At 60.1% G+C, this 21,536-nt stretch carries 23 protein-coding genes; 18 read left to right on the top strand and 5 right to left on the bottom strand.

Annotation, left to right across the window (positions count from 1 at the left end):
* Positions 1-260: 260 nt before the first annotated feature.
* The 16 genes from ACSKB9_RS39970 (at position 261) to ACSKB9_RS40045 (ending at position 12,967) form a co-directional block, all read left to right on the top strand.
* Entirely contained in the window at positions 261-476 is a 216-nt protein-coding gene (locus ACSKB9_RS39970) for a hypothetical protein (RefSeq protein WP_438079759.1), read from the top strand.
* Between the two features lie 8 nt (positions 477-484).
* Positions 485-778, top strand: coding sequence for a hypothetical protein (locus ACSKB9_RS39975; RefSeq protein WP_438079760.1), 294 nt, complete (start codon positions 485-487; stop codon positions 776-778).
* A 68-nt stretch (positions 779-846) separates the two neighbouring features.
* Complete coding sequence (locus tag ACSKB9_RS39980) at positions 847-1,353, top strand: A24 family peptidase (RefSeq protein WP_438079761.1); 507 nt, start codon at positions 847-849, stop codon at positions 1,351-1,353.
* A gap of 1 nt (position 1,354) precedes the next feature.
* Positions 1,355-2,317: a Flp pilus assembly protein CpaB gene (gene cpaB / locus ACSKB9_RS39985; RefSeq protein WP_438079762.1), complete on the top strand. Its 963-nt coding sequence runs from the start codon at positions 1,355-1,357 to the stop codon at positions 2,315-2,317.
* Positions 2,317-3,519 (top strand): AAA family ATPase, encoded by a 1,203-nt coding sequence (locus ACSKB9_RS39990; protein ID WP_438079763.1) that lies wholly within the window; start codon positions 2,317-2,319, stop codon positions 3,517-3,519. Before cpaB ends, ACSKB9_RS39990 begins: the two co-directional genes overlap by 1 nt.
* On the top strand, positions 3,516-4,958 hold the full coding sequence (locus ACSKB9_RS39995; protein ID WP_438079764.1) for an ATPase, T2SS/T4P/T4SS family: 1,443 nt from the start codon (positions 3,516-3,518) through the stop codon (positions 4,956-4,958). Before ACSKB9_RS39990 ends, ACSKB9_RS39995 begins: the two co-directional genes overlap by 4 nt.
* An 82-nt stretch (positions 4,959-5,040) precedes the next feature.
* Positions 5,041-5,883, top strand: coding sequence for a type II secretion system F family protein (locus ACSKB9_RS40000; RefSeq protein WP_438079765.1), 843 nt, complete (start codon positions 5,041-5,043; stop codon positions 5,881-5,883).
* Positions 5,880-6,788, top strand: coding sequence for a type II secretion system F family protein (locus tag ACSKB9_RS40005; RefSeq protein WP_438079766.1), 909 nt, complete (start codon positions 5,880-5,882; stop codon positions 6,786-6,788). The genes ACSKB9_RS40000 and ACSKB9_RS40005 overlap by 4 nt, the downstream gene beginning before the upstream one ends.
* 18 nt (positions 6,789-6,806) lie before the next feature.
* A complete protein-coding gene (locus ACSKB9_RS40010) occupies positions 6,807-7,445 on the top strand; it encodes a methyltransferase family protein (protein ID WP_438079767.1) in 639 nt (212 codons plus the stop codon).
* A gap of 27 nt (positions 7,446-7,472) precedes the next feature.
* On the top strand, positions 7,473-7,919 hold the full coding sequence (locus tag ACSKB9_RS40015; protein ID WP_438079768.1) for a hypothetical protein: 447 nt from the start codon (positions 7,473-7,475) through the stop codon (positions 7,917-7,919).
* 9 nt (positions 7,920-7,928) lie between these two features.
* Positions 7,929-8,897: a pilus assembly protein TadG-related protein gene (locus ACSKB9_RS40020; RefSeq protein ID WP_438079769.1), complete on the top strand. Its 969-nt coding sequence runs from the start codon at positions 7,929-7,931 to the stop codon at positions 8,895-8,897.
* Positions 8,898-8,980: 83 nt separating this feature from the next.
* A complete protein-coding gene (locus ACSKB9_RS40025; RefSeq protein WP_438079770.1) occupies positions 8,981-9,328 on the top strand; it encodes a DUF7305 domain-containing protein in 348 nt (115 codons plus the stop codon).
* Complete coding sequence (locus ACSKB9_RS40030; protein ID WP_438079771.1) at positions 9,328-9,744, top strand: TadE/TadG family type IV pilus assembly protein; 417 nt, start codon at positions 9,328-9,330, stop codon at positions 9,742-9,744. The genes ACSKB9_RS40025 and ACSKB9_RS40030 overlap by 1 nt, the downstream gene beginning before the upstream one ends.
* Positions 9,745-10,142: 398 nt before the next feature.
* The gene (locus tag ACSKB9_RS40035; protein ID WP_438079772.1) at positions 10,143-11,804 is read left to right on the top strand and encodes a type II and III secretion system protein family protein; all 1,662 of its coding nucleotides are present in this window, start codon (positions 10,143-10,145) and stop codon (positions 11,802-11,804) included.
* A gap of 12 nt (positions 11,805-11,816) precedes the next feature.
* Positions 11,817-12,215, top strand: coding sequence for a hypothetical protein (locus ACSKB9_RS40040; RefSeq protein ID WP_438079773.1), 399 nt, complete (start codon positions 11,817-11,819; stop codon positions 12,213-12,215).
* A 215-nt stretch (positions 12,216-12,430) separates the two neighbouring features.
* Positions 12,431-12,967 (top strand): tetratricopeptide repeat protein, encoded by a 537-nt coding sequence (locus tag ACSKB9_RS40045; protein ID WP_438080605.1) that lies wholly within the window; start codon positions 12,431-12,433, stop codon positions 12,965-12,967.
* 131 nt (positions 12,968-13,098) lie between these two features.
* Here ACSKB9_RS40045 and ACSKB9_RS40050 read toward each other — a convergent pair whose 3' ends face one another.
* Both ACSKB9_RS40050 and ACSKB9_RS40055 read right to left on the bottom strand, forming a co-directional pair.
* The gene (locus tag ACSKB9_RS40050; RefSeq protein WP_438079774.1) at positions 13,099-14,094 is read right to left on the bottom strand and encodes an acyltransferase family protein; all 996 of its coding nucleotides are present in this window, start codon (positions 14,092-14,094) and stop codon (positions 13,099-13,101) included.
* 20 nt (positions 14,095-14,114) lie between these two features.
* Positions 14,115-16,337 carry a spermidine synthase gene (locus ACSKB9_RS40055; protein WP_438079775.1) on the bottom strand — a complete coding sequence of 741 codons (2,223 nt, stop codon included), beginning with the start codon at positions 16,335-16,337 and terminating at the stop codon, positions 14,115-14,117.
* Between the two features lie 371 nt (positions 16,338-16,708).
* On the opposite strand from ACSKB9_RS40055, the gene ACSKB9_RS40060 reads away from it, so the two are divergent.
* Both ACSKB9_RS40060 and ACSKB9_RS40065 read left to right on the top strand, forming a co-directional pair.
* Positions 16,709-17,728 (top strand): fused MFS/spermidine synthase, encoded by a 1,020-nt coding sequence (locus ACSKB9_RS40060; protein ID WP_438079776.1) that lies wholly within the window; start codon positions 16,709-16,711, stop codon positions 17,726-17,728.
* Positions 17,692-18,819 (top strand): spermidine synthase, encoded by a 1,128-nt coding sequence (locus ACSKB9_RS40065; RefSeq protein WP_438079777.1) that lies wholly within the window; start codon positions 17,692-17,694, stop codon positions 18,817-18,819. Before ACSKB9_RS40060 ends, ACSKB9_RS40065 begins: the two co-directional genes overlap by 37 nt.
* Positions 18,820-18,995: 176 nt before the next feature.
* Here ACSKB9_RS40065 and ACSKB9_RS40070 read toward each other — a convergent pair whose 3' ends face one another.
* The 3 genes from ACSKB9_RS40070 to ACSKB9_RS40080 all read right to left on the bottom strand — a co-directional run bounded on the left by ACSKB9_RS40070 (position 18,996) and on the right by ACSKB9_RS40080 (position 20,914).
* Positions 18,996-19,931 carry a phosphatase PAP2 family protein gene (locus tag ACSKB9_RS40070; protein WP_438079778.1) on the bottom strand — a complete coding sequence of 312 codons (936 nt, stop codon included), beginning with the start codon at positions 19,929-19,931 and terminating at the stop codon, positions 18,996-18,998.
* A 183-nt stretch (positions 19,932-20,114) separates the two neighbouring features.
* Positions 20,115-20,441 (bottom strand): sterol desaturase family protein, encoded by a 327-nt coding sequence (locus ACSKB9_RS40075; protein WP_438079779.1) that lies wholly within the window; start codon positions 20,439-20,441, stop codon positions 20,115-20,117.
* Entirely contained in the window at positions 20,387-20,914 is a 528-nt protein-coding gene (locus ACSKB9_RS40080) for a sterol desaturase family protein (protein ID WP_438079780.1), read from the bottom strand. Before ACSKB9_RS40080 ends, ACSKB9_RS40075 begins: the two co-directional genes overlap by 55 nt.
* Between the last annotated feature and the right edge of the window lie 622 nt (positions 20,915-21,536).

A 21,536-nucleotide genomic window follows, 5' to 3' on the forward strand; every position in this document is an offset into this window, starting at 1 on the left:
CTTGGGCGCTATCACCGTATTCGCACGGAGCAGCCAAACTGAAATGTCGCGAAATGCAAAAACCCTATAATTTAAGGGGTTTTCGTGCGTTTCTTCGGAGCATCCAGCCTAAAGAGGGTGCCAGCCGCTACGCCGGTAGGGTTAATAAACGATTACCAATCGACAGCTTTCTCGCGACAGATTATAAGAAAAATTAGTTGGCACTGGATTTTGCCCGCCAACCTATTGCGTAAATTCATCGTAAAAGGGATATTTTCCGTATGTTGAAGCTTTACATCCAGACCACCGAAGCCTTCAAGCGTCTCGCCTCGGACAAGGACGGCGTTGTGTCGTTCGAGTACGTGATCGTCGCCGCTTGCGTCGTCGCCGCCGTCGCTGCGGCATTCGGAACCGGCACCGGGTCCGGTATCGGCAAGGCGCTGAACTCCGCGATCACCACGATCACCACCTCCGTCACCAACGCGGTCTCGGCCTAATCCGAACGTTGACGGCGTTGGCAGAGTCTTCTGCCAACAGTCTTCAACCGGATTGCGATGTCGGCAAGGTAGAGGAGGTTCTCTCCATGTTGCGTTGTTATATCAGGGCCAGTGAAGCGTTGCTGCGTCTGCGCGCGGACAAGGACGGCGTCGTGTCGTTCGAGTACGTGATCGTGGCCGCTTGCATCGTGGCTGCAGTCGCTGCCGCGTTCGGTACAAGCACTGCGAGTGGTATTGGTGCTGCGCTGACCAGTGCGATTACCACCATCACTACCTCGGTCACTAACGCGGTCTCTGCTTAACCGGCGAAGACCGCGCCACGGGAGGGGGGCACCAGTTTATGCCCCCACCACTCTCGAGGCTATATTTTATGAATTGGATTGCGACCACGACCTCGTGTCTGGCAATCGCATTGTTGTTCTACGTCGCAACGATCGATATCGCGACACGATTGATCCGAAACGAAATCTGTCTGGCGCTGGCGTTCCTTGGGATCGTTGGTCAACTGGCCGGCCCAATGCAGATTGGCCAGTCGCTGATCGTTGCTGCAATCCTGTTTCTGGTGCTGTTCGTGATCTACCAGCGCGGAATGATTGGCGGCGGCGACGTCAAATTGCTGGTTGCCCTGGCGCTCGGCCTCCCGCTGGCCGGCGTGATTGAATTGTTGACCGTAACTGCATTGGCCGGTGGCGCTCTGGCCGCAGTGCATTTGATGATGCGCCGCCTGCCATACCCGCGGCTGGCGCCCGCCAGATCGTCGCTTGCGCGAAGGGTCTATGCGGTCGAGCGCTGGCGTCATTTGAGGCATGCACCGCTACCCTACGGGGTCGCCATCGCATGCGGCGGTATCTGGGCTATTTTAAGCAAAGGATTTTGACATGTCGTCCGCTTTGCGCGTCTCGATCATCATGGTGCTGTTGCTTGCGGCTACGGCACTCGGGATCATTGCCTACAACGTCAACCAGCCGAAAGATCCGGTTGTCGCGGAGGTGGTCGCGGAAAAGCCGGCGGCCGCGCCGGCGACCGTCGGCTACTTCGTTGCGACGCGTCCGCTGTCGAAGGGGACGTTGGCGCGGGACGAAGATTTCGCCGTGCGCCAGGCGGCGCCGAACCGTGTCCCCGGAGGGGCGATCCTCGAAACGCCTGATTCCAAAGCCGGACTTCCCGGTTCTCTGGTTCGCAGGTTCGTCGACGCTGGCAGCGCCATTACTCTGGAGGACATCCTGCGTCCGAAGGATCGTGGCTTCCTCGCCAGCGTTCTGGCGCCTGACAGCCGCGCGATCAGCATCAAGGTCGACGAGGAGACTGGCGTCTCGGGTCTGATCAGGCCGGGCGACAATGTCGACGTAGTGTTGACCCAGGTGTTCGAGAAGGCGGATCCGGTGCGGCGAGCAGTCAGCGAAACCGTTCTGTCCAATGTGCGCGTCATCGCGATCGATCAGGAGATTGCACAAGGTGGGCGCCCCGTCAGCAATGCTGTCGTAGGCAAGACGGCGCAAACCGTTTCGTTGGAGCTCAAGCCGGAGCAGGTCAAGAAGGTTGCCGTTGCAAAGCAGCTTGGAACGCTCTCGCTCGTCGTCCGAGCTGCGGCCGAGCAGTGGGACAAGGCCGACACGGGTGCGACATCCAGCTGCGATGTGTCGCCCGAGCTGGCGCGCCAGAGTGCTGTCGCCGGCCAGAGCACGACAGTGGCGATCTATTCCGGTAGCGGGGTCAAGCAGTATTCGGTGAGGAAACAGGATGCAGATGATGACCGTGCTGGTTGCGATGGGCCATCCGACTTTGACCGCCAGACGACAGCGGCGGCAAGTGACGTTGGCAAGACGCCGGAGAAACGTTGATGAGTGTGAACATGGCAGTGGTGGACTTACCCGAAGAGACGACGTCCCTTGTTGCGCGCAACCGTATCGTCTGCTTCGTGAACGACGAGTTGAGCGCTGCGGCTCTTCGCAAGGGTCTCGACGGCAGCAATCTGGTGATCCGGCGTGGCACCATCCGCCATGCGACACGAATGCTCGAGACCGACACCGATCTGTACGCGCTGGTGACCGACATCAGCGGGATGGATGATCCCTTTACTGAACTGGAACGTCTGGCCAGTGTCTGTCCGCCCGATGTGAAGGTTGCCCTGATCGGCGACAACCGGGAGATCACCTTCTACCGCGAGCTAATGGAGATCGGCCTTACCGAATACCTTCCAACGCCGATCACCAGGGACATCGTGCTCGACCAGCTGCGTCCGAAGCTAGTCGGCGACGTCGCGCCCGCCCAGAACGATCGCGGCGGACACGTGGTCTCGATCTGTGGGGCGCAGGGCGGTGCTGGAGCCACGAGCGTCGCGATCAATCTCGCACTGCAGCTGGCCGAAACCACCAAGGCCAAGGTCGCACTGCTCGACCTGCACCTGCAGGGCGGCGAGACCGCGGTGATGCTGGGTGTTCGTCCTGGACCCGGCCTCCGCATCGCCCTTGAAAACCCGATGCGGGCCGACACGCTGTTTCTCGAGCGTGCGGCGATCGAGGTGAATGATCGAGTCTGCTTGATTTCCGGCGATGAGGAGCTCGATGCCAAGCTCGATATCACCGAAGCGGGCGTGCGGCACGTGCTGGGCCTGCTCCGCCAGCGGTTCAACTACGTTGTTGTCGACGTGCCGGTGCCGTTCCCGGCATCGATCTATCCGGTCATACAGATGTCGCGTCATGTATTGGTGCTGCTGGAAGCCGAGGTGACCGGTCTGCGCAATGCCCACGCGCTTCGCAACGCCGTCACCAACATCGCGGGCAAGGATCGCGTGTTTACGTTGCTCAATCGGGCCGACCGCGCCGGCGGTCTTCCCAGGGCGACGATCGTCAAGGCGCTGGGCGCCGAGCCGGACATGATCATCCCCGATCTCGGCAAGGGAATGACCCAGGCGGTCAATCTCGGCGTTCCGGCGCTGAAACACGTATCCAGGCTGCGGCGTCACCTCGCCCCGATCGTACGAGAGATCACAGGCGTCGGCTCCATGAAAAGGTCTGGGTGGAAGAGGTGGCTCGGGCTATGAAAAAGTTCGGCAGGCGAGCAGACGAAATGCCGGTGCGGATGCCTGGAGCGGTGCTGGTCGCGCCGCCACCGGAGCCAAGTGTGCATCCGGTCCCGCCGTCCTTGCCGCCGGCGGAGCCGAGCGCGGCGTCACCGGCACCCAGCCTGTTTGCGCCGGCGCCGAAGCATGAAGAGCCTTCGCACCATCCGGTGATGCCGGCGTCGCTGCGCGAACGGGTGATCGAGCAGATCGAGCCCGCGATTGCCACCACCGTCTCCCGCGACGTCTTGCGGCGGCAGATCGAGGAAATCATCCACGGTATCGCCAACCAGGAGCGGTTGGAGCTGTCGGGCCGCGAGCAGCTGTTCCTCGCAGAGGAAATCGCCGACGACATGACCGGCTACGGACCGCTTCGTCCGCTTCTGCTCGACGAGACGATTAACGACATCATGATCAACGGACCGAGCAACGTCTACGTCGAGCGGGCCGGCAAGCTCGAGCGGGTCGCGGTTCGATTTCGCGACAATGACCACATCGCCGCAGTCGCGCAGAAAATCGCCTCGCAGGTCGGCCGCCGCGTCGACGAATCCAGCCCGATGGTAGACTGCCGTCTGCCTGATGGCAGCCGCGTCAACATCATCCTGCCGCCGCTGGCACTTCATAGCCCCTGCATCTCTATCCGAAAGTTCCCGAGCCGGCGTTACAACATCGCCGCGATGATCGAAAACGGAACGATGAACGCGGCGCTTGGGCAGTTGCTTGAGATCGCCTCACGCTGCAGGCTCAACGTTCTGGTCTCTGGCGGCACCGGTTCGGGCAAGACGACGCTACTGAACGCCTTGAGTCAGTTCATCGACCACAGCGAGCGCATCGTCACGATCGAGGACGCTGCGGAGCTCCAGCTTCAGCAGCCGCATGTGATTAGCCTGGAGACACGCCCGCCTAGCCTTGAAGGTACGGGGCAGGTGACACAGCGCGACCTCTTGTGGAACGCGCTGCGTATGCGGCCAGACCGCATCGTCGTGGGCGAAGTGCGCGGCGCCGAGGCATTCGACATGCTGCAGGCGATGAACACCGGCCATGATGGATCAATCTCCACCGTGCACGCGAACAGTGCGCGCGATGCTTTGACCCGCGTGGAAAACATGGTGCAGATGGGACAAGTCAATCTGCCGTCGCGTGCAATCCGCGCTCAGATCGTCGCCGCCCTGGACCTCATCGTGCAGGTCGAGCGCATGCGAGACGGGCAACGGCGCATCGTCCAGGTCAGCGAGGTGATCGGCCTGGAGGGCGAAGTGATCACCACCAATGACATTGCACTCTTCGAGTACAAGGACGAGGACGTTCACGGGCGGATATCGGGCACTTACAGGTCCACCAACGCGATCCCGAAATTCAAGAGCCGCCTTGTCTATTATGGGCTTGATCGAGCCTGGGCCGAGGCGATGAGGCAGATCTGATGTCGATACCCTTGGTCATCGTTCTGTGCTTCTGCTGTGCGCCACGGCAAATACGCTGTGGCTCGATTCGCGAGAGCGGCGTATGGACCGCCAGCTCGAGATTGCTCTGCCGAGAGCTGAAGCGGCAACCTTGGTGTCTATCCGTCGCGCGGCCAAGGCCTCACGTTGGAATATGCTGGATCGCCTTGCCAATTACCGCGCTGAGATGGTGTACCCTGTGCGCCCGGTCTATGTGCTGCTTGCGGCCGCATTCGCAGCGATGGGAGTCCTCTATCTCAACGAGCTGCTCAAGTTCTCTGGCCTGAAGGCGGGTATTGCGGCTGGGGTCGTCGCCATCCTGGTCGTGCGTGGTCTGTTTGGTTGGCAACAACGGCGCCTTGCAAATCAACTCTTCCAGCAACTTCCCGACGCGATCCAGTTGGTGACGAGTACCGTCCGATCGGGGCTGCCCGTTAACGAAGCGTTCCGCACCATCGCCCGCGAAATGCCGCAACCGACATCCGGGCAGTTTGCAATCGTCTGTAGCGAATTGAATCTGGGCAGGTCGCCCGAGGAAGCCGTGGAAGACGTCTATCGGCGAACGCAAGTACCGGAATACGCGATGTTTGCTGTCACGCTAGCAGTGCAATTGAAGACCGGAGGCAGTCTGGCGGAAACGCTGCAGACACTGGGCGAGACGGTGAGTCAGCGGGTTGCTCTGGCGGCCCGCGCGAAAGCGCTGGCGGGAGAGGTCATTTTTTCCTCGCGTGCGCTGACGTTTGCCCCGGTGATTATCGGCGGGCTGCTCTACTGGATCAATCCGCAGTCGATCGATCTGCTGTTGTTCGATCCGGAAGGAAACGTGCTGCTCGCATACGCGGCGTGTTCGGTCCTGATGGGGCATTTCGTGATCCGCTGGATGGTCAGAAGGGAAACCTCGCTATGACGGCCGGTGTCGCTTTGGCGGTTCTCGCCGTCGCAGTCGCGGCTGCGACCTTCCTGTTGATCATCCGTGAGGTCCATCTCCGCGCCTTGGACACGCGGGTGTCGAATGCGGTGCTGGGCATCCCCGACCGATCGGCCTCGCCGAAGGACCTGATCAGCTGGCTTTCATCGGTCGGCATGCGCTACAGGCGCTTTTACGGTCAGGAAAATCTGGGCCAATTGCGGGTGGTCCTGCAATCGGCAGGATTCAATCATTATCGGACGCTGCCTATCTGGATCGGCTTCAAGACGGTCAGCAGTTTTGCGCTTCCGATCGTAGGGTTCTCTGTCGCGCAAATTCTGGGAAGGCCGTTCAGTGACGTGATGATCTTCACGTTCCTCGGCCTGGCGTTCGGAATTGTGGGCCCACGCGTGATTTTAATGATCCTCAAGCGGCGCTTCGATTCGGCGATTCGAGTGGGCACGCCCGATATGATCGACCTGCTTGTCGTCTGCAGCGAAGCGGGCATGGGTTTGGAAAGCGCGCTGGAACGCGTGGCGGACGAGATGCGGGAGACTAATCCATCAATCGCTCATGTGTTGCACGCTCTGCTTGATGATCTCCGGGTCCTGCCGAGCCGCGCTGACGCGTTCGAGAAGCTTGCTTCGACCTCGGAAGGTCTGCGTCGCTTCGGCACCATGGTCAGCCAAAGCCTGCAATACGGCACGCCGCTGAGCCAGGCCCTGCGCAGCATCGCCGTCGATCTGCGTCGGGAGCGCATCACCAAGCTGGAGGAGAGGGCGCACAAATTGGGCGCCAAGCTCACCGTTCCGATGGTGCTGTTCCTACTCCCCGCGATGTTCGTCATTTTGGGCGGAAGCCCGTTCCTCCACCTCACACGTACGTTCTCCAACCTCGGTCACTAAGCCATGAGTGCAAGTACAATGACATTGCCGGCAAGCCTGGCTTACGATCGGGTAACCCGGTTCCTGGGCAGCGCATGGTTTCTTCTTCTGGGACTCGTCGTAACGCTCAAGCTCGGAACGATGACCGGCGAGCCCTGGACGTCGCTGGTGTCGAGCCTCTGCGTGGCGGTGTTCTACCTGATGCTGGCGCTGCTGATCCTCACCCGGGGACCGGCCAAGGCGCAGGCGGAAGGCCTGCTGCCGCGGATCGCGGCATTCGCCGGCACCTATTGGCCATGGACCATCACGTTCTTCGACAGGACCGATGGGGCATTGCTGAACCTGGCGTCCACGGTTTGCGTGCTGATCGGCATGATCATGATCCTCGCCACCGTCCGGCATCTGGGGCGTTCGTTCAGTTTGGTGCCGCAGGCACGCTCGGTGGTGCAGTCCGGTCCTTACCGGTGGATCAAGCACCCTCTCTACCTATCGGAAGAGATCGTGTTCCTTGGAGTCGTGCTGCAGCACCTGAGCTGGATGACCGTGGCCTGGCTGTTCCTGCACATCGGCATCCAGGTTAGCCGGATCCTCTACGAGGAGGACGTGCTTCGGCGCACTCTTCCTGAATATTCCAGCTACGAAGCATCGCGCTGGAGATCGATTCCATACGTTTGGTGAGTGACCATGCCTTGCAGGGAAAAACGTATGAGCCTCAAGCGCTCGCTGATCGCGGATCAGCGCGGCGCCGTCGCGTTCGAGATGCCGAGCGTCTACCTTTTCCTGATCCTGGTTGTTCTTGTGCCGCTCGCTGATCTCGGGATTGCATACTACCAGTATGCATCCGCCTGGGAGGCGCTGCGCGCGTTCGGGCAGTCCATCCAGTACTCACCACCGACGGATGTGACGAGCACCTCGAGCTGGTCGACAACCGCGCGCAACAAGGCCGATTCCCGTTACCCCATTTCAGTCGTCCAGGTGATGTGTGGCGACACCGTGACGCTGTGCGCCGCCGGCAACACCGGGTCGCCAAAATTCTATTCCTACAGCACGAACATCACGCTGGCGCCGATGGTGCTGAGGTCGGTGTTGTGCACCAGTGGCAATACCAATTCCTGTACATTCACGTTGCCTTATACCGAACGGTTTCAATAGGAGTGTCCCATGAGTAACGTGCTCCGTTGCCGTCGAGGATCGGCTGCATTCGCAACCGTGATCGCGATGATTCCTTTGATCGGCGCGCTCGCGCTTGGGGGCGAGGCGGGGTCTTGGTATGTCACCCGGCAGCGCGCGCAGAATGCGGCCGATGCGGCTGCCTATTCCGGCGGCTTGCAAGCCGCCTGCGGATCCACCTGCACCACGACGGGTACGGTCGACTCTCGTGGCAAGCAGTCTGCTGCGCAGAACACGTTCTGCAATTCGGGCGATACCTCCTATGTTGGCTCCAGATGCTCGACGAGCCTTCCGAGCGGAATCTCGCAGAGCGTCACGATCGCCCAGCTCACGGCCTGGAATGGCGTCAATTGCACTGGCGGTGCCAACTGTTTCGTGCAAGCCACGATTACCCAGACGCAGCCGGCCTATCTGGCGAAGGTGCTCGGGCTTTCCACCATCCCGATCCGTGCGGTCGCCGTTGCCAAGATCAATCTGGTGGCGCCAAATCCACCATGCGTCCTGGCCTTGTCGGGCTCTCTGAGCTTCCAGGGGAGCCCCAACATCAATGCGCAGAATTGCGGCATGTTTTCGGACAGCGTGGCCAACAACGCATTGGACTTCACTGGCGGCGGCATGACCCTCACCGGTCCATTGTCTGCTGCGGGCGGTTGCACGGGGAGCACAACGTTCTGCAATAAGGCTTTCCTTTATCAGCAGCCGGTTCAAAACCCCTACACCGCCCTTGATGCCGCCCTCACCACGTTGTGTGGAGCGAATCCGACCCTCCCCGCAACATGCGGTCTTCAAACAAATGGGGTTTGCAACGCAAGCATGCTCGTCGCTTACACGGCCGCCGCCCCATGCACGAACAATAATCTCCACATCACAGGCAACACGGCCGAGAATCTGTCCCCGGCGGGAACACGGGCTGCCCGGCGTCCGCATCCGTCTGCGTTTACTTCATCTCGGGTACTCTGAAAATCACAGGTACTCCCACGATCTCGGGTACGGCTATCTTCATTCTCCTGCCAGGGGCGACAATCAACAACCAGGGGAATGCGGTGATTACCATTGCAGGGCCGTCGGCTGCGCCGAGTGCTTCGTCGCTTCCTGCGGCCCTTCAGTCTTCTGCCAGCCTATTCCAGTACATGTCCATGTACGACGCTTCGGCGGCGGCCGTGCAATTTGGCGGAAATAGCAACATCAACCTGACAGGAACCATTTACGCACCAAACGCGGCCGTGACATTTCAGGGTAATCCGACGATCAGCATGGGCAATGGAACAAGCTGCGGCCAGTTGATCGCCGCGTCGGTCGCGTTCAACGGCAATGCTACTCTCGACAGCTCTGGTTGCCCGACCCAAGTGCAGGTCAAGAGTCCGCCGCAATACGTGCAGTTGGTGCAGTGATGAGGCGGCTCGATCAGCGCGGTGTGGCAGCGTTGGAGTTTTGTCTCGTCTTCGTGCCGCTGTGTCTCGCGATCTTCGCAATCTTCGATCTGGCGCGCTATGCGATCACCCTGCAATCGTTGCGTTCGCTCGCGAATGCGGGCGCCCGGACGATCATGATTGGTTGTTATAGCACCGCCGTTATCAGCAAGAATACTCCATCCAGTTGCGGTGGTGATCCGCTGCCGACGGATGCGGCGAAACAGGCCGTGGCCCCGTTCCTGTATGCTAATGGTTACACACCGACACTGAACGCCCCGGCGACGGCAACCAGTCCGATTGTCGTGACGGCATCTTCACCCAGCTTCAAGATGCTGATGCCGATCTGGGGCACCACGCTCAACGCGCCCAGCGTGACCACCAAAATTCCGTTCTGAAAAGTCCGATTCGCTGGGCTGATTCGAGCTGGTTTGTCCGGGGCGGGCAGCTGCCCGGACAGCCTCGCCGTCGGGGGACAAGGAATAGCCTAGGCGGGCTACGGAAGTGGTGCGCGCTGGCAACATCCGGGAGTTTTCTCAGGGGGCGGCACGGCCCGGCAGGGCTCTTTCCTTGCAATCAGGGCGCGCGGCGGGGGATTATCTGGAGCCGCCATTAGCGGTCTGGCGAGTGGGGATGCGACAGCTCAGCGCGCCGGGGAATGCGAATTTCGTGAGTAACGATTTGTAGTCGGACAGACTGTAAGCTCTACGGCGTGGTGGACGAACTGGAGTGATCGGGACGCCGAGGCCGTAGGTTTACGGGGGATCGTCGCGGAGAAGCGGCGAAGGGGATTGGCATGATGGGAAGTCGCGTTTCGGGTGATGCGGGACTTGGGCTGGTCGCCTTGAGCGCGATGGTGTTTGGCGCTGCTATCGCCCTGTTTCATTCCACCGATCTTGCGGCGGCCGCGGAGCGGCGCGCTTCGTCGTCCGGCGGCGTCTTCGTCAGCGAGATGAGCGACGTCCAGCGTGTCAGGGTGACCATCAACAAGTCACGCACCTTCAGGGTCGATACGGCGTTTGCGTCGATCGTGGCAGGCTCGCCCGATATCGCCGACGTGAAGTCGCTGAGCGACCACCTGATCTACGTCCAGGGCAAGAAGACCGGCACCACCAACGTCATCCTGTTCGACAACTCGATGAAGCAGATCGGCATTCTCGATGTCGAGGTGACGGTCGATATCGGCAATCTGCAGCAGAACATCCAGAACGGCACCGGTACCCGGGGCATTCGCGTGTCTGCATCCGAAGGCCAGGTGGTGCTGAGCGGAATGGCCGCCGATGCGGTCGCCGCCGAGCGAGCGATGACGATTGCCCAGGGCAGCGTTCCCCAGGGCGGCATCGTCGTCAATGCGATGAGCGTTGCTGCGCCGCAGCAGGTAATGCTCGAGGTGCGTTTCCTCGAGGTCAACCGGTCGGCGGGACGCGACCTCGGCGTGAACCTTGGGGTGGCCAACGCCAATGGTACCAATATTGGCATTTCGGGGCGGGGCAGCGTCGTAGCCGCTGGCCGAACTCCCATCGGCGGTATCAATACTGCCAATGGCCCCTTGGGTGCCGGCGGCGATGCGGTCGGTGCCGCTCCCACAGGGAGCCTTCCTGTGCTTGGAACGATCGGCACGCTTGTCGGCTCGGCCGGCGGCGTGTCTCCGGCGCCGTTCGGAAGCCTGCTGACCAGCATTCTCAGGACCAGCAATGGCAGTTCGGTGGACCTGCTGATTACCGCGCTGGAAACCAAAGGTCTCGCGCGCCGGCTGGCGGAGCCGAATCTGACCACGCTCTCCGGTGACGCCGCGCGCTTCCTGGCCGGCGGCGAATTCCCGGTGCCGGTCCCGAGCCAGTCGACATCCGGCTTTCCGACCGTGTCGATCGACTACAAGAAGTTCGGCGTCGAGCTCGCCTTCGTTCCAACCGTGCTCTCGCGCGGCTTGATCAACCTCCGTGTCGAGCCCTCGGTCAGCGAACTCGACTTCTCCAATGCGGTGACGATCCAGGGCACCACTGTTCCGTCATTGACCCGCCGCGACGCGCGCACCACGGTCGAGTTGCGTGACGGCCAGAGCTTTGCCATCGCCGGCCTGCTGCAGACCCGCAACCAGCAGGACGTTTCGCAATTGCCCTGGATCGGCTCGGTGCCGGTGCTTGGGGCCTTGTTCAGCAGCAAGTCCTACCAGCAGCAGGAAACCGACCTGGTCATCATCGTGACGCCGCGCCTGGTCGCGCCGGCGGCACCCGGCCAGCAACTGGCATCGCCGCTCGACTCGCGCCTGCCGGCCAACGACGTCGACTTCTTCCTCAACGGCCAGATGGAAGTTCGCAAGCGCTACGACGACTACGTCAACTCCGGCGGCGAGGTGAAGGGTCCCTATGGCCACATCATCGCGCCCAATGCGGTCGTACCTGTTCCACCACCGGCTGCCGTTGGTGCGAACCAGCCAGTCGTGAAAACCCTGAATTAGAGGAGGCGAGAAATGACCATCAGATACCTCGCTCTGCTCGCCCCCGTCCTGCTCGGCGGCTGCTACGGCGTATACGGGCATGACGAGATGGACCGCTACGTCCAGCGCTCCGACACCATCACGATGAGCGCCGGCAACGCCAAGGAAGTCAACGCCGCCACCCACACGATCCATCCATGGCCGGCCTATGTCGGCGATCGCAGGATCGCGTATGACGCGCGGCGTACGAGCGAGGCCGTGAAACGCTACGGCACCACGAAGCAGCCGGTCGATCAGCTTCCCGACATGGGCGATCCGACCAAGATGATGGGCCAGGCGCCGCCCGTCACCACAATTCAGAATGTCAACACGACCGGATTGGGAGCAGGGACCGGGGGATCGGTCGCCGTCGGTGTGGGGGGCAACAGGTAATGAGCTGAAGGGCTCGGCCTCTTGGGCATTCGCCGTTGGGATGTCGACTTGTCGATCAATCCCGCGTCGGGCAGGGGCTCGGAAGGGGAATGCGACGTTAGTTCCTGGCGCTGACCTCAGTGTTTCGGTCGTGCCGTCCGTTTTTCGTAGGTAGTTTCGCGATGATGTTTCGAATGGTGCAAGAGATGCGCTGGACTTGGGGAACGGGGCGAGGATTGCATCGTCTTGCGCCAGCGTTGATCTGTTGCTGCTTGGCGAGCGGCCTTGGGGCCTGCGACTACACGACGCGGGAGGCCGCGATCGTCGCGCCCGTGGATCCTCCGGGCGGAGACCCGGTGCAGGAGCCGACCGACGTCAAATACTATCCCTCCGACGAGCCGGTGCGGATGGGCTTGGAGCAATACAATCGCGGCAATTACGGAATAGCGCAGCGTTACTTCAAGGATGCCGTCGAGAAGTCGCCGAAGGATGTCACAGCCTGGGTCGGGCTTGCGGCGAGCTATGATCGGATACGCAGGTTCGATCTTGCCGATCAGGCCTATGCGCAGGCGATCCGGCTTGGCGGCGAGACCGTCCAGATCCTCAACGACCAGGGCTATTCCCTCATGCTGCGCGGCAATCTGGGTGGCGCGCGGCGGAAGTTTGAGAAGGCGTATTCGCTCGATCCGGGCAATCCGGTCATCGCCAACAACCTCGAGCTTCTCAACGGCAGTCGGAAGTTCATCGAAAGGCCGCCGAACAATCAGCCCTAGGCTGATCGCCCCGCGACCGTCGCCTGGTTTTCATGACGCTTCCCAACCCGGGCAGCCCGGAGCGCCGGGCGAGTGCCGACTGCAACGGGCTGCGTGCGACCAGCAACGGCGAGCCGGAGCGGGCCGTCAATTCAGCGGTCCGGCATCACAGCCGCGCCGATGATCCGATTTGGCCCAGAGTCCATTCTTGCGAATCGTCTTTTTGCATAGCCGATGAGCGGGGCCTCGATCACGCGCCAGCTCGTCTCCGCAAGGGCGCACGTTGCCAAAAGGGCGATGAATGCGGAGAACGGAGCATCAAGTTTAAGGACCGCTGCGTACACGAGCATATGGAATAGATAGAGCGCATAGCAGCGGCGCCCCATCCAGATCAGCGGACGAAGCATCACCGGTCGTTCCGTGATGGCGGCCGACCAGACCGCAACGCAGCAGGTAAATCCCACGACCGAGAGAGCGGCGATGGAGCCAACCAGCGCGAAATGAACAACGTCGCAAACCGGTGCAATCAAGGCCAGGATTGCCCATGTGGTACGGGAGCGGCAATAGCCGCGCGTCAGACACGCAATCAACACGCCGCCGAACAGCTCATCCAGGCGACCTGGCAGCAGGCACAGCCACGACGGGTGAGGCAGATAAGCATCAAAGAGCCAGCGCCAGGCGGGGGCTAGCAGGACGCCGCCCCACAGCACACGGATCAACCATGGTCGCGGCAGCCAGAAAATCAAAATCGGAAGGATCAGGTAGAACTGCTCTTCGAGGGCAAGCGACCAGGTGACGAAGATCGGCTCATGCACCGGAAAGCCGAACTGCAGCCACGCCGCTTGCTGGATGAAGAGCAGATAATAGCCCCAGTGATCAGGCGGCGCGATCATCAGCAGGAGCCAATACAACGGCAGTATGCGAAACGCGCGCCGTCCATAGAACGATGGAAAATAGCCGGGCCGTTCGCGGCCATCCAGGAGAATGCCGCCGATCAGGAAACCGCTCAGGACGAAGAACAGATTGACGCCGAATATCCCGAACTTGAACCCGAAGTAGTGGTAGGCGATGACCATCGAAATGGCCAAGCCGCGGAGCGCATCAAGCGGCTCTGAACGAGCGTCCCGCTCAACCTTGGAATCGATCATTGATCGCGCGCTTCGAAACATCAAAATCTGATCACCCGCAACAGATCTGCTCGCTGATCAGTCCATAGATATTGGGAGGGTGCAGTCGGCAGCGCTTCCCAACCATCTTCCTTTGACAGGAAGTCAAGGTCAGCCTCGCGCTTGGCGATGACGGCCACTTGCGTTGCAGAGCGCCGGAACGTGGATGTCCCTGGCGGTGGAAGGTCAAAGAGGGTTCGCGCTGGCAGGCCCGCATCTGCTGCCAGAGCTCCGACAACCAGCGCAAGATCGAGTTTTCTGCTGCTGATGTGGAACAGGAGGCGGCCGCCCGGCGTCAGCTTTCGCTGGTAAAGCGTCAGGGCTTCGCGGGTTAGCAGATGCATCGGGATGCTATCCGAGCTGAACGCGTCGACGATAAGCACGTCATAGCTACCGTCAGGCGCATTGGCGATGGTCATGCGTGCGTCGCCCAGAACGACCTGCGAGCCTGGAGCGCACTTTTCCAGGAACTCGAAATGCTCTCTTGCCAGCCGCTCGACGATGGGATCGATCTCGTAAAAGGTCCAGCTCTGTCCGGCTTTGGCGTAGCAGGCGAGGGCGCCGCTACCCAACCCGATCACCGCAAGGCGGCGTGTCGCGCCCTGAGGCAGTGCGCGGATGAAGCGCCCGAACGGGCCTTCCGGGCTGTAATAAGTCATCGGCAGCGTGGATTCGTTCGGCTGCATGCTCTTTGCGCCGTGCATCGTGGTGCCACTCATGAGGACGAGAGTCGGCGTGCCCGCATCAGAAAGCTGCTCGACCCGGTAGACGCCGAAGAAGCTCCGCTTGGCGACGATCTGCTGCCCAGTGCTCTGTGGCATGACCGGCATAAACAGCAGAACTGCGACCGCCAGCGCGAAACGCAGGCGTCGTTTTGAGAAATTCACGAGTGCCAATGCCGGCAGGACATATAGCGCGTAGAGCAAGGTAACCGCCGCTGGCCCGGAACCGAGCGACGTGAGGGCGTGCTGGCCGATCATCAGGGTTGCCGACAGCAGCAATGGCAGCGCGAGGTCCATTGGCAGGCCGCGCCGCGCTTCGGAGACCATCCGAGGCCGCATCAGGCAGGCCGCAACCAACACCAGCGGATATTCCCATACACCATTGAAGATCAGTGGTGCGATCAGAGCGTTGAAGACGCCGCCCAGGACGCCGCCTAGCGAGAGAAAGAAATAGAACTCGGTCAGTTGAGCGGCGGGCGGCCGTCGTTTCGCAAGCTCACCATGGCAGACGGTGCCAACGACGAAAAAGCATCCGAGGTGGAAGGCCAGCGCAATCGGAAGCGGGAGCAAATTGCCGCTGGTGCCACTGGTCATTGCGACCAGGATCAACATGATCGGAAGCGCGCGCAGCATCGCTGCATGTGGCAATGGCGGCCGGCGCGCGAAGGCCAGAATGAATGTCAGAAGGTAGAGCGTCAGCGGAATCACCCACAGCAGCGGCGCCGACACCACGTCGGTCGTGATGTACTGGGTGACGCCGAGAAGCAGGGATGAGGGAATGAAAGCGAGCGCCGTCCACCTCAGGCGATCCCGCGTGCCCGCCGTTGCGGCTGCTTCAGCGATTGGCTTCGGCGCGTCCGCAGTGCGCCTCTGCGACAGCATGATCGCCGCGCACGCGACGAGGCCGAAAGCCAGTGCGGCAAACCCACCCGACCAGAGCCAAGACTGCCGATCGAGCGTGAGCTCAGGCTCGATCAACAAGGGGTATGCCAGCAGCGCCAGTAGGCTGCCAGCGTTGCTCAAAGCATAGAGGAAATAGGGATCGCGCGCTTGCTTATGACTTCCATCCGCAAACCAGTGCTGGAGGAGCGGCGCGGTCGTCGAAATCACGAACACCGGGATTCCGCAGGTCAAGGTGAGACGTAGTAAGAGCCACAGGACGGGGGATTGCTCTGCCGACGGGGCGTCGGCGCCGAGCGACAAGGGCAATACGGTGGCCGCGAGCGGCAGTAGAACGCAAATGTGAACAATGATCTGGGCGGAGCGCGAAAGCCTCGTCAACAGATGGGCGTAAGCGTAGCCGAGAAGCAGCGTGGCTTGAAAGAAAACAAGGCATGTGGTCCAGACGGATGCCGCGCCGCCCAGCTTTGGCAACACCATTTTGGCTACCATCGGTTCGACGAAGAACATCAGGCTGGCGCTGACGAACAAGGTAGCTGCAAATGTCGGTATCGCGATCGACGTGCGAACGGGCCATGAATTGGTGGCTGTCAAATTGCTCACAAAAATCGGTTCCAAGTCCTAAATAGTGCAATCTACCACCGCAGTTCTTGGTCGGGCAACGGAGCCGGCATCCACTAGTTAACGGGGATGATCGTCTTGCCGGGCCGTGGTACTACGGGGTCGTGAATGGGTTCACAAACGCACGAATGCACGGCACGATGATTGCTGGTGCTTCGTGTGCTGGGGATTTCAGGGGTCCAAGGCGTAGGGCGTCCGCCGGGACACGAGCTCGACGGCGAAGTTCTTAGGGGGACGCGCTTCATGACGGCCCTGGACTTTCCCCGGCTGCCGCGCGGGCGGGCCTGTCAGCAAGGACAAAGACCCTCTGCATTCTGTTCTTCTTTTCCGGCTTTCCGGCGCTGATCTATCAGTTGACCTGGCAGAGGGCACTGTTCCGTATTTTTGGCGTGAATTCCGAGTCGGTGACCATCGTGATCTCCGCCTTCATGCTCGGCCTTGGGCTCGGGAGCCTTGCCGGCGGATGGATTTCGAAGCGCCGGAGCATAAGCTTGCTGCCACTGCTGGCGATCATCGAGAGCGTCACGGCGATGTTTGGAATCGTCTCGCTTGGCGCATTCGAACGGGTCGGAGCACTTGTCGTCGATTGGTCTTTGCCGGCGGTCGCCGCGGTCAATCTGCTGTTGGTGCTCATTCCGACCTTGTTGATGGGCGCTACGCTGCCAATCCTGGTAGCGCATCTCGTTCGCTCCTCGGGAGAGGTAGGCCGCACCGTTGGCCTGCTTTACTACGTCAATACCCTGGGAGCGGGGGCGGCCTGCGTGTTGTGCAGCTTCTTGCTGTTTCCGTTCCTCGGCGCGCATCGCGCGGTGCTGGTGGCCGTCGCGCTCAATGTCGCTGTTGCACTGTGCGCCGTCGTCGTTCATCTGTTCCGCGGCAGTCAGGCACCATCGAGAGACGCTGCTGCTATCAGACCTGCGTCTGAAGCCGTCACCATCCCGACTGCGATCATTCTCATCGCTGCACTGGGCGGCTTTATATCTCTATCTTATGAGATCTACCTATTCCGGATCGTCTCCTACGCGTCGGGATCGAGTGCAACCGCCTTTGCGCTGACGCTTGCGTGCTTTCTCTTCGGGATCGCCGGTGGATCACGCAAGGCCGGCGAAAGTTGCGAAGGAAGCTCGCCTCCCGGTGTCATACGCAAGGCCATCGACGAAATCATCATCGGCAATCTAATCGGGCTGATGTTTCTGCCAGTCTTGGCACAGTCGGCGTTGTTTGGTCGCGGCGCGATCGGGATAGCCTTGCTTCTGGTCTATTTCATCGCCCGCCGGTGGGGGCGCTACTGCCCTATCTCGCTCAAGTCGGAATCCCGGCCGATGAGGAGGCGGGGATGGGGATGTCGCTCTTGTACTTTGCTAACATTCTAGGGTCCGCGACGGGCGCGATCCTCACCGGTTTCGTCTTGACGGATTATTTGACCTCCGTGCAATTGGCCGTCGCTCTGGTTTTCGCGGGCACGCTCTGTGCCCTCATTCTTCTGGCACGATCGAAGGGCCCGCGCGGCGAGCACCGACAACGCTTGCTGAGGGCTGTCGCCGTGCTGGCGCTGGCGTGCGTCGCCATCCCGGCAATGTCGCATCGCGTATTCGAAAACCTGCTTGGCAAGGGCCAAACCTCCTACGATTTCACCGACGTCGTCGAAAATCGCAGCGGTATTATCACCGTCGACAAGGATGGCACCGTATTTGGAAATGGCATGTATGACGGCCGCTTCAACACTCGCCTCGCCGGAGACCCGAACGGCATTATCCGTCCCTACGCGCTCAGCCTGTTTCGTGACGCGCCGCGCGATGTCCTGATGATCGGCCTCGCGTCGGGCTCGTGGGCGCAGGTCATAGCGAACAATCCCGCGGTGCGCTCGCTCACGATCGTAGAGATCAATTCTGGTTATTTAAGACTCATCGAACGGCAGCGAGAGGTGGCTTCGGTGTTGAAAAATGCCAAAGTCAAGATCGTTACCGACGACGGGCGGCGCTGGTTGACCCATCATCCGGATCAGCGCTTTGACGCGATCGTCTCCAACACGACGTGGCATTTTCGCGCCAACGTGACCAATCTGCTGTCAACGGAATTTCTTGAGCTTGCGAAGCGCCATCTCAATTCCGGTGGTATCCTGTTTTACAACAGCACCGACTCCGATCGGGTCCAGCGGACAGCTTGTCTGGCCTTTTCCTATGGCGCACAATTCACCAACCATATGATTGTATCGGATGCGCCGATTGATTGGAACTTCGGGCGTTGGCGCCGTGCACTTGAGCCCTACGCTATCGACGGAGAGCGACAATTTAGACCCGAAAGCTTTGAGGATCGTGTGCTGCTTGATGCGATCACGTCGCCGGACTATGCCCGACAGGTCATTGAAGAATGTCCGCAGCTGCTCGCCCGGACGGAAGGCAAGAGGCCGATCACCGACGATAATATGGGAACGGAGTGGCGCTATCCGATCGGCATTGACTGAGAGGGGCAGTGAATTAACGGGGCGCTACTGGATCCCACTTAAAGGTCCGCAGGACTCTCTGTTAACTAACAGGCGACTCGACCCGTTGCCGCGGGTCGTCAAACGCCATCCCGGAGAGCGTCCATTGTACATCGATGACAATGCCAGCCTGCGATCGCTTGCTGCTGGCAGGGATTTCATGGCATCGGAAGGCGAGGGCCGGCTGTGCGACCTGTTAGTCGCAGCACGAGAACGGCGACTGGCACGGTCGCAAGTCCAAAGGCGATATCCGTCAGGTAGTGACCACCGGCAGTGAGCGCCGAGAAGATCATCAGGACGTTCAGAGGAAGATAAACGGGAAACAGGAACGTTCCCCTGCTCGAGAGAATCAAGATCAAGGCAAGAGCGGCGTGAAACGAGGGAAACTGGATGATGCCAGTAACCTTGGCCATATCGATGACATGCATCGATCCGGAACGGATGGCGTAGAAGTCAGGCAGGTAGTAGGCGCTTGTCAGATGTGCCACACCGTAGTGCGCCCAAGCGCCTTCCGCAGGGAGCACCATCGATATCGGGATGACGATGAGCAGAGTTACGGCAAACAGCCAACTGAATGTTCGGGCTTGAAAGAGCCTTTTGCTCGAGTACAGCACAATAAGCAGGATGAAAACCTGAATGATCATGGTGTCGTAGATCAGATCGAGCATCCAGCCGATTGTCGGATGCTCGATCTTCGACCATGTAAATAGCGATACCCAATCGAATCCGACCGCGTCATCCATGGCGGCCAATGCATTGTCGACCAAGGGAAGGCGTCGAGCGGCAGCAAGGTAGCTCAGAACGATGGCTACGTTAGTGAATGCAACCAGCTGCGCGCACGTCAGGGCAATTGAAGCAAAGAGCGGGTTCTTCCTTATCCTGGTGTAAAACAGGTTGAGGCCAACAAGCCCGAGGAAGCCGAAGCTAATTGGGAAGCCGAGCGAGATCTGCGTATTCGACAGATAGAGGCCTAGTGCGGCGACCGCCGTCATCGCTCCGATGATCAGCCAAAAGTGCACCGCTTCGGCAAATTCTTGGCCATGAGCTCGTACCAAACTTGGTGCTTTCTGCTCAACGCATTCCGAATAATTCATTGAAATCAGCCCGTTTGAAAAATTGCTACGTCACGAAAAACGTCAAATTGAGCTTGGAGATAGGCCACCATATGCTCAACCATGTCTAGGCCGGCCGCGTGAAGGGGTTCAACTCGTCCGAGATCTCCTTGCGGAGACAAGGCTCTCGTGCCCTGGAACACGCAGAAGGGCACCAGAAGAACTTTAACCCAATTCATTCTTGGACTCTCGATGCCGGAGATGTCGGATTGGCCAGATCACGCTATTGACGATGTCCACTCGCTCAGCTGGCACTAGTCCCGTTGCAGGATACTCGTCTGGTTTCGGCACATGTGCCGTGCCAAACAGAATGTCCCAGAGCGGCAAGAAGGAGGCAAAGTTCTTGTCCCGATGCTCCATTAGGTTCGAGTGATGGATGCGATGCCATTGCGGGTTGTTGATCCAGGTTACAAGCCGACCGAGCGGGACCCGCACGTTCAGGTGAGCACAAGCGTCAGGAAGAAAAAAGATGAATGCCGAGACGATTGCCATATCTGGAGGGACCTGAAGCAGGATCGCCAGAATTGGAAGAAGGCGTCCGACAGCACGCGCTCGAGCCAAAAGTGTCGGGCACCGGTAATGAAGGTAATGGCGTTTGCGCTGTGATGGAACGAATGCATCGACCAAAGGAACGGGATCGCATGCTGGAGGCGATGGAATGTGTATTTGTAGAGATCCATCGCGACTACAACGAATCCAAGAGAGGCGTACCACCAGTAGCCTTCGGTTGGTAACCGAACCCAGCCAATCCCGGTAAAGCTAGCTATCTTACCCGCAATCATTGCTGCGATCGGAGCGAGCAGTTTCGCCAGTCCGATGCTCACAATAACGGCGAGCCAATCATCACGGAATTCGGAGTAGGGGACGTCCGCAATGGGCCACCTTTTTTCCAAGATGCGACTGCCGTAGATGACGCCTACAAACACCGCCGCGAGAAACGCGACATTTGCGATCTCACTCGACATGATGAACGACTTGCCGATTCAATCTGAGTCTCTGGCGGGGCAATCTGACTTCGCCAGCAGAAAATGAAAATTCAAATAGAGGAACTGGCAATGTTCGAGAAAATCATTTCCAATAGATATTGAAGGCTATTTTTCCTTAAACGTTCAGTGAGCGCAACTGCGACTTTTGCGGGAATTGGCCCTGCTTTGGGACGCCAAGGTCCTTTGAAGTAGGCCGTTCGACGAGCACCCTCTCCTTGTGGACCTTATGGAGAGAGAGCTCATTTTAACCATACGTGTTTGAGGCGGCTTCGCCGAGAGGAGCCGGCATGAAGGTCAACTTGAGGGTCGCAGACACTGTGCAATGTTCTTGATTTGTTCAAGGCGGGCGCCTCGCGTCAGACAACGGTCTGTCTATGCCGGCGCGTTGGCCGATCCGTGCTTGTGGCATACCGCGGTGAGACGCGGTCAAGATTCTAAAGCGGCGCCGCTCGCCCGCCATGTCAACCCCGCCACGTCAACGACGCCAGGGACAATCATCGAAGTGGCTGCCAGCCCAGGAAGTCCGCAGCAGGATGTGGTTCGCCCGCTGCGATCGGTGATCAAGCCGGTCGTTCGGAGCAAATCCGGAGAGGCACCATTT

The sequence above is a fragment of the Bradyrhizobium sp. BR 1433 genome, assembly GCF_051547665.1.
Classification (GTDB): Bacteria; Pseudomonadota; Alphaproteobacteria; order Rhizobiales; family Xanthobacteraceae; genus Bradyrhizobium; species Bradyrhizobium australafricanum.

What these genes read in the sequence shown, in the direction of transcription:
- ACSKB9_RS39970 (WP_438079759.1), top strand. Translation starts at nt 261, where the DNA reads ATGTTGAAGCTTTACATCCAGACCACCGAAGCCTTCAAGCGTCTCGCC.
- ACSKB9_RS39980 (WP_438079761.1), top strand. Translation starts at nt 847, where the DNA reads ATGAATTGGATTGCGACCACGACCTCGTGTCTGGCAATCGCATTGTTG.
- cpaB (WP_438079762.1), top strand. Translation starts at nt 1,355, where the DNA reads ATGTCGTCCGCTTTGCGCGTCTCGATCATCATGGTGCTGTTGCTTGCG.
- ACSKB9_RS39990 (WP_438079763.1), top strand. Translation starts at nt 2,317, where the DNA reads ATGAGTGTGAACATGGCAGTGGTGGACTTACCCGAAGAGACGACGTCC.
- ACSKB9_RS39995 (WP_438079764.1), top strand. Translation starts at nt 3,516, where the DNA reads ATGAAAAAGTTCGGCAGGCGAGCAGACGAAATGCCGGTGCGGATGCCT.
- ACSKB9_RS40000 (WP_438079765.1), top strand. Translation starts at nt 5,041, where the DNA reads ATGGACCGCCAGCTCGAGATTGCTCTGCCGAGAGCTGAAGCGGCAACC.
- ACSKB9_RS40005 (WP_438079766.1), top strand. Translation starts at nt 5,880, where the DNA reads ATGACGGCCGGTGTCGCTTTGGCGGTTCTCGCCGTCGCAGTCGCGGCT.
- ACSKB9_RS40010 (WP_438079767.1), top strand. Translation starts at nt 6,807, where the DNA reads ATGACATTGCCGGCAAGCCTGGCTTACGATCGGGTAACCCGGTTCCTG.
- ACSKB9_RS40015 (WP_438079768.1), top strand. Translation starts at nt 7,473, where the DNA reads ATGAGCCTCAAGCGCTCGCTGATCGCGGATCAGCGCGGCGCCGTCGCG.
- ACSKB9_RS40020 (WP_438079769.1), top strand. Translation starts at nt 7,929, where the DNA reads ATGAGTAACGTGCTCCGTTGCCGTCGAGGATCGGCTGCATTCGCAACC.
- ACSKB9_RS40030 (WP_438079771.1), top strand. Translation starts at nt 9,328, where the DNA reads ATGAGGCGGCTCGATCAGCGCGGTGTGGCAGCGTTGGAGTTTTGTCTC.
- ACSKB9_RS40035 (WP_438079772.1), top strand. Translation starts at nt 10,143, where the DNA reads ATGATGGGAAGTCGCGTTTCGGGTGATGCGGGACTTGGGCTGGTCGCC.
- ACSKB9_RS40040 (WP_438079773.1), top strand. Translation starts at nt 11,817, where the DNA reads ATGACCATCAGATACCTCGCTCTGCTCGCCCCCGTCCTGCTCGGCGGC.
- ACSKB9_RS40050 (WP_438079774.1), bottom strand. Translation starts at nt 14,094, where the DNA reads ATGATCGATTCCAAGGTTGAGCGGGACGCTCGTTCAGAGCCGCTTGAT.
- ACSKB9_RS40065 (WP_438079777.1), top strand. Translation starts at nt 17,692, where the DNA reads ATGGGGATGTCGCTCTTGTACTTTGCTAACATTCTAGGGTCCGCGACG.
- ACSKB9_RS40070 (WP_438079778.1), bottom strand. Translation starts at nt 19,931, where the DNA reads ATGAATTATTCGGAATGCGTTGAGCAGAAAGCACCAAGTTTGGTACGA.
- ACSKB9_RS40075 (WP_438079779.1), bottom strand. Translation starts at nt 20,441, where the DNA reads ATGGCAATCGTCTCGGCATTCATCTTTTTTCTTCCTGACGCTTGTGCT.
- ACSKB9_RS40080 (WP_438079780.1), bottom strand. Translation starts at nt 20,914, where the DNA reads ATGTCGAGTGAGATCGCAAATGTCGCGTTTCTCGCGGCGGTGTTTGTA.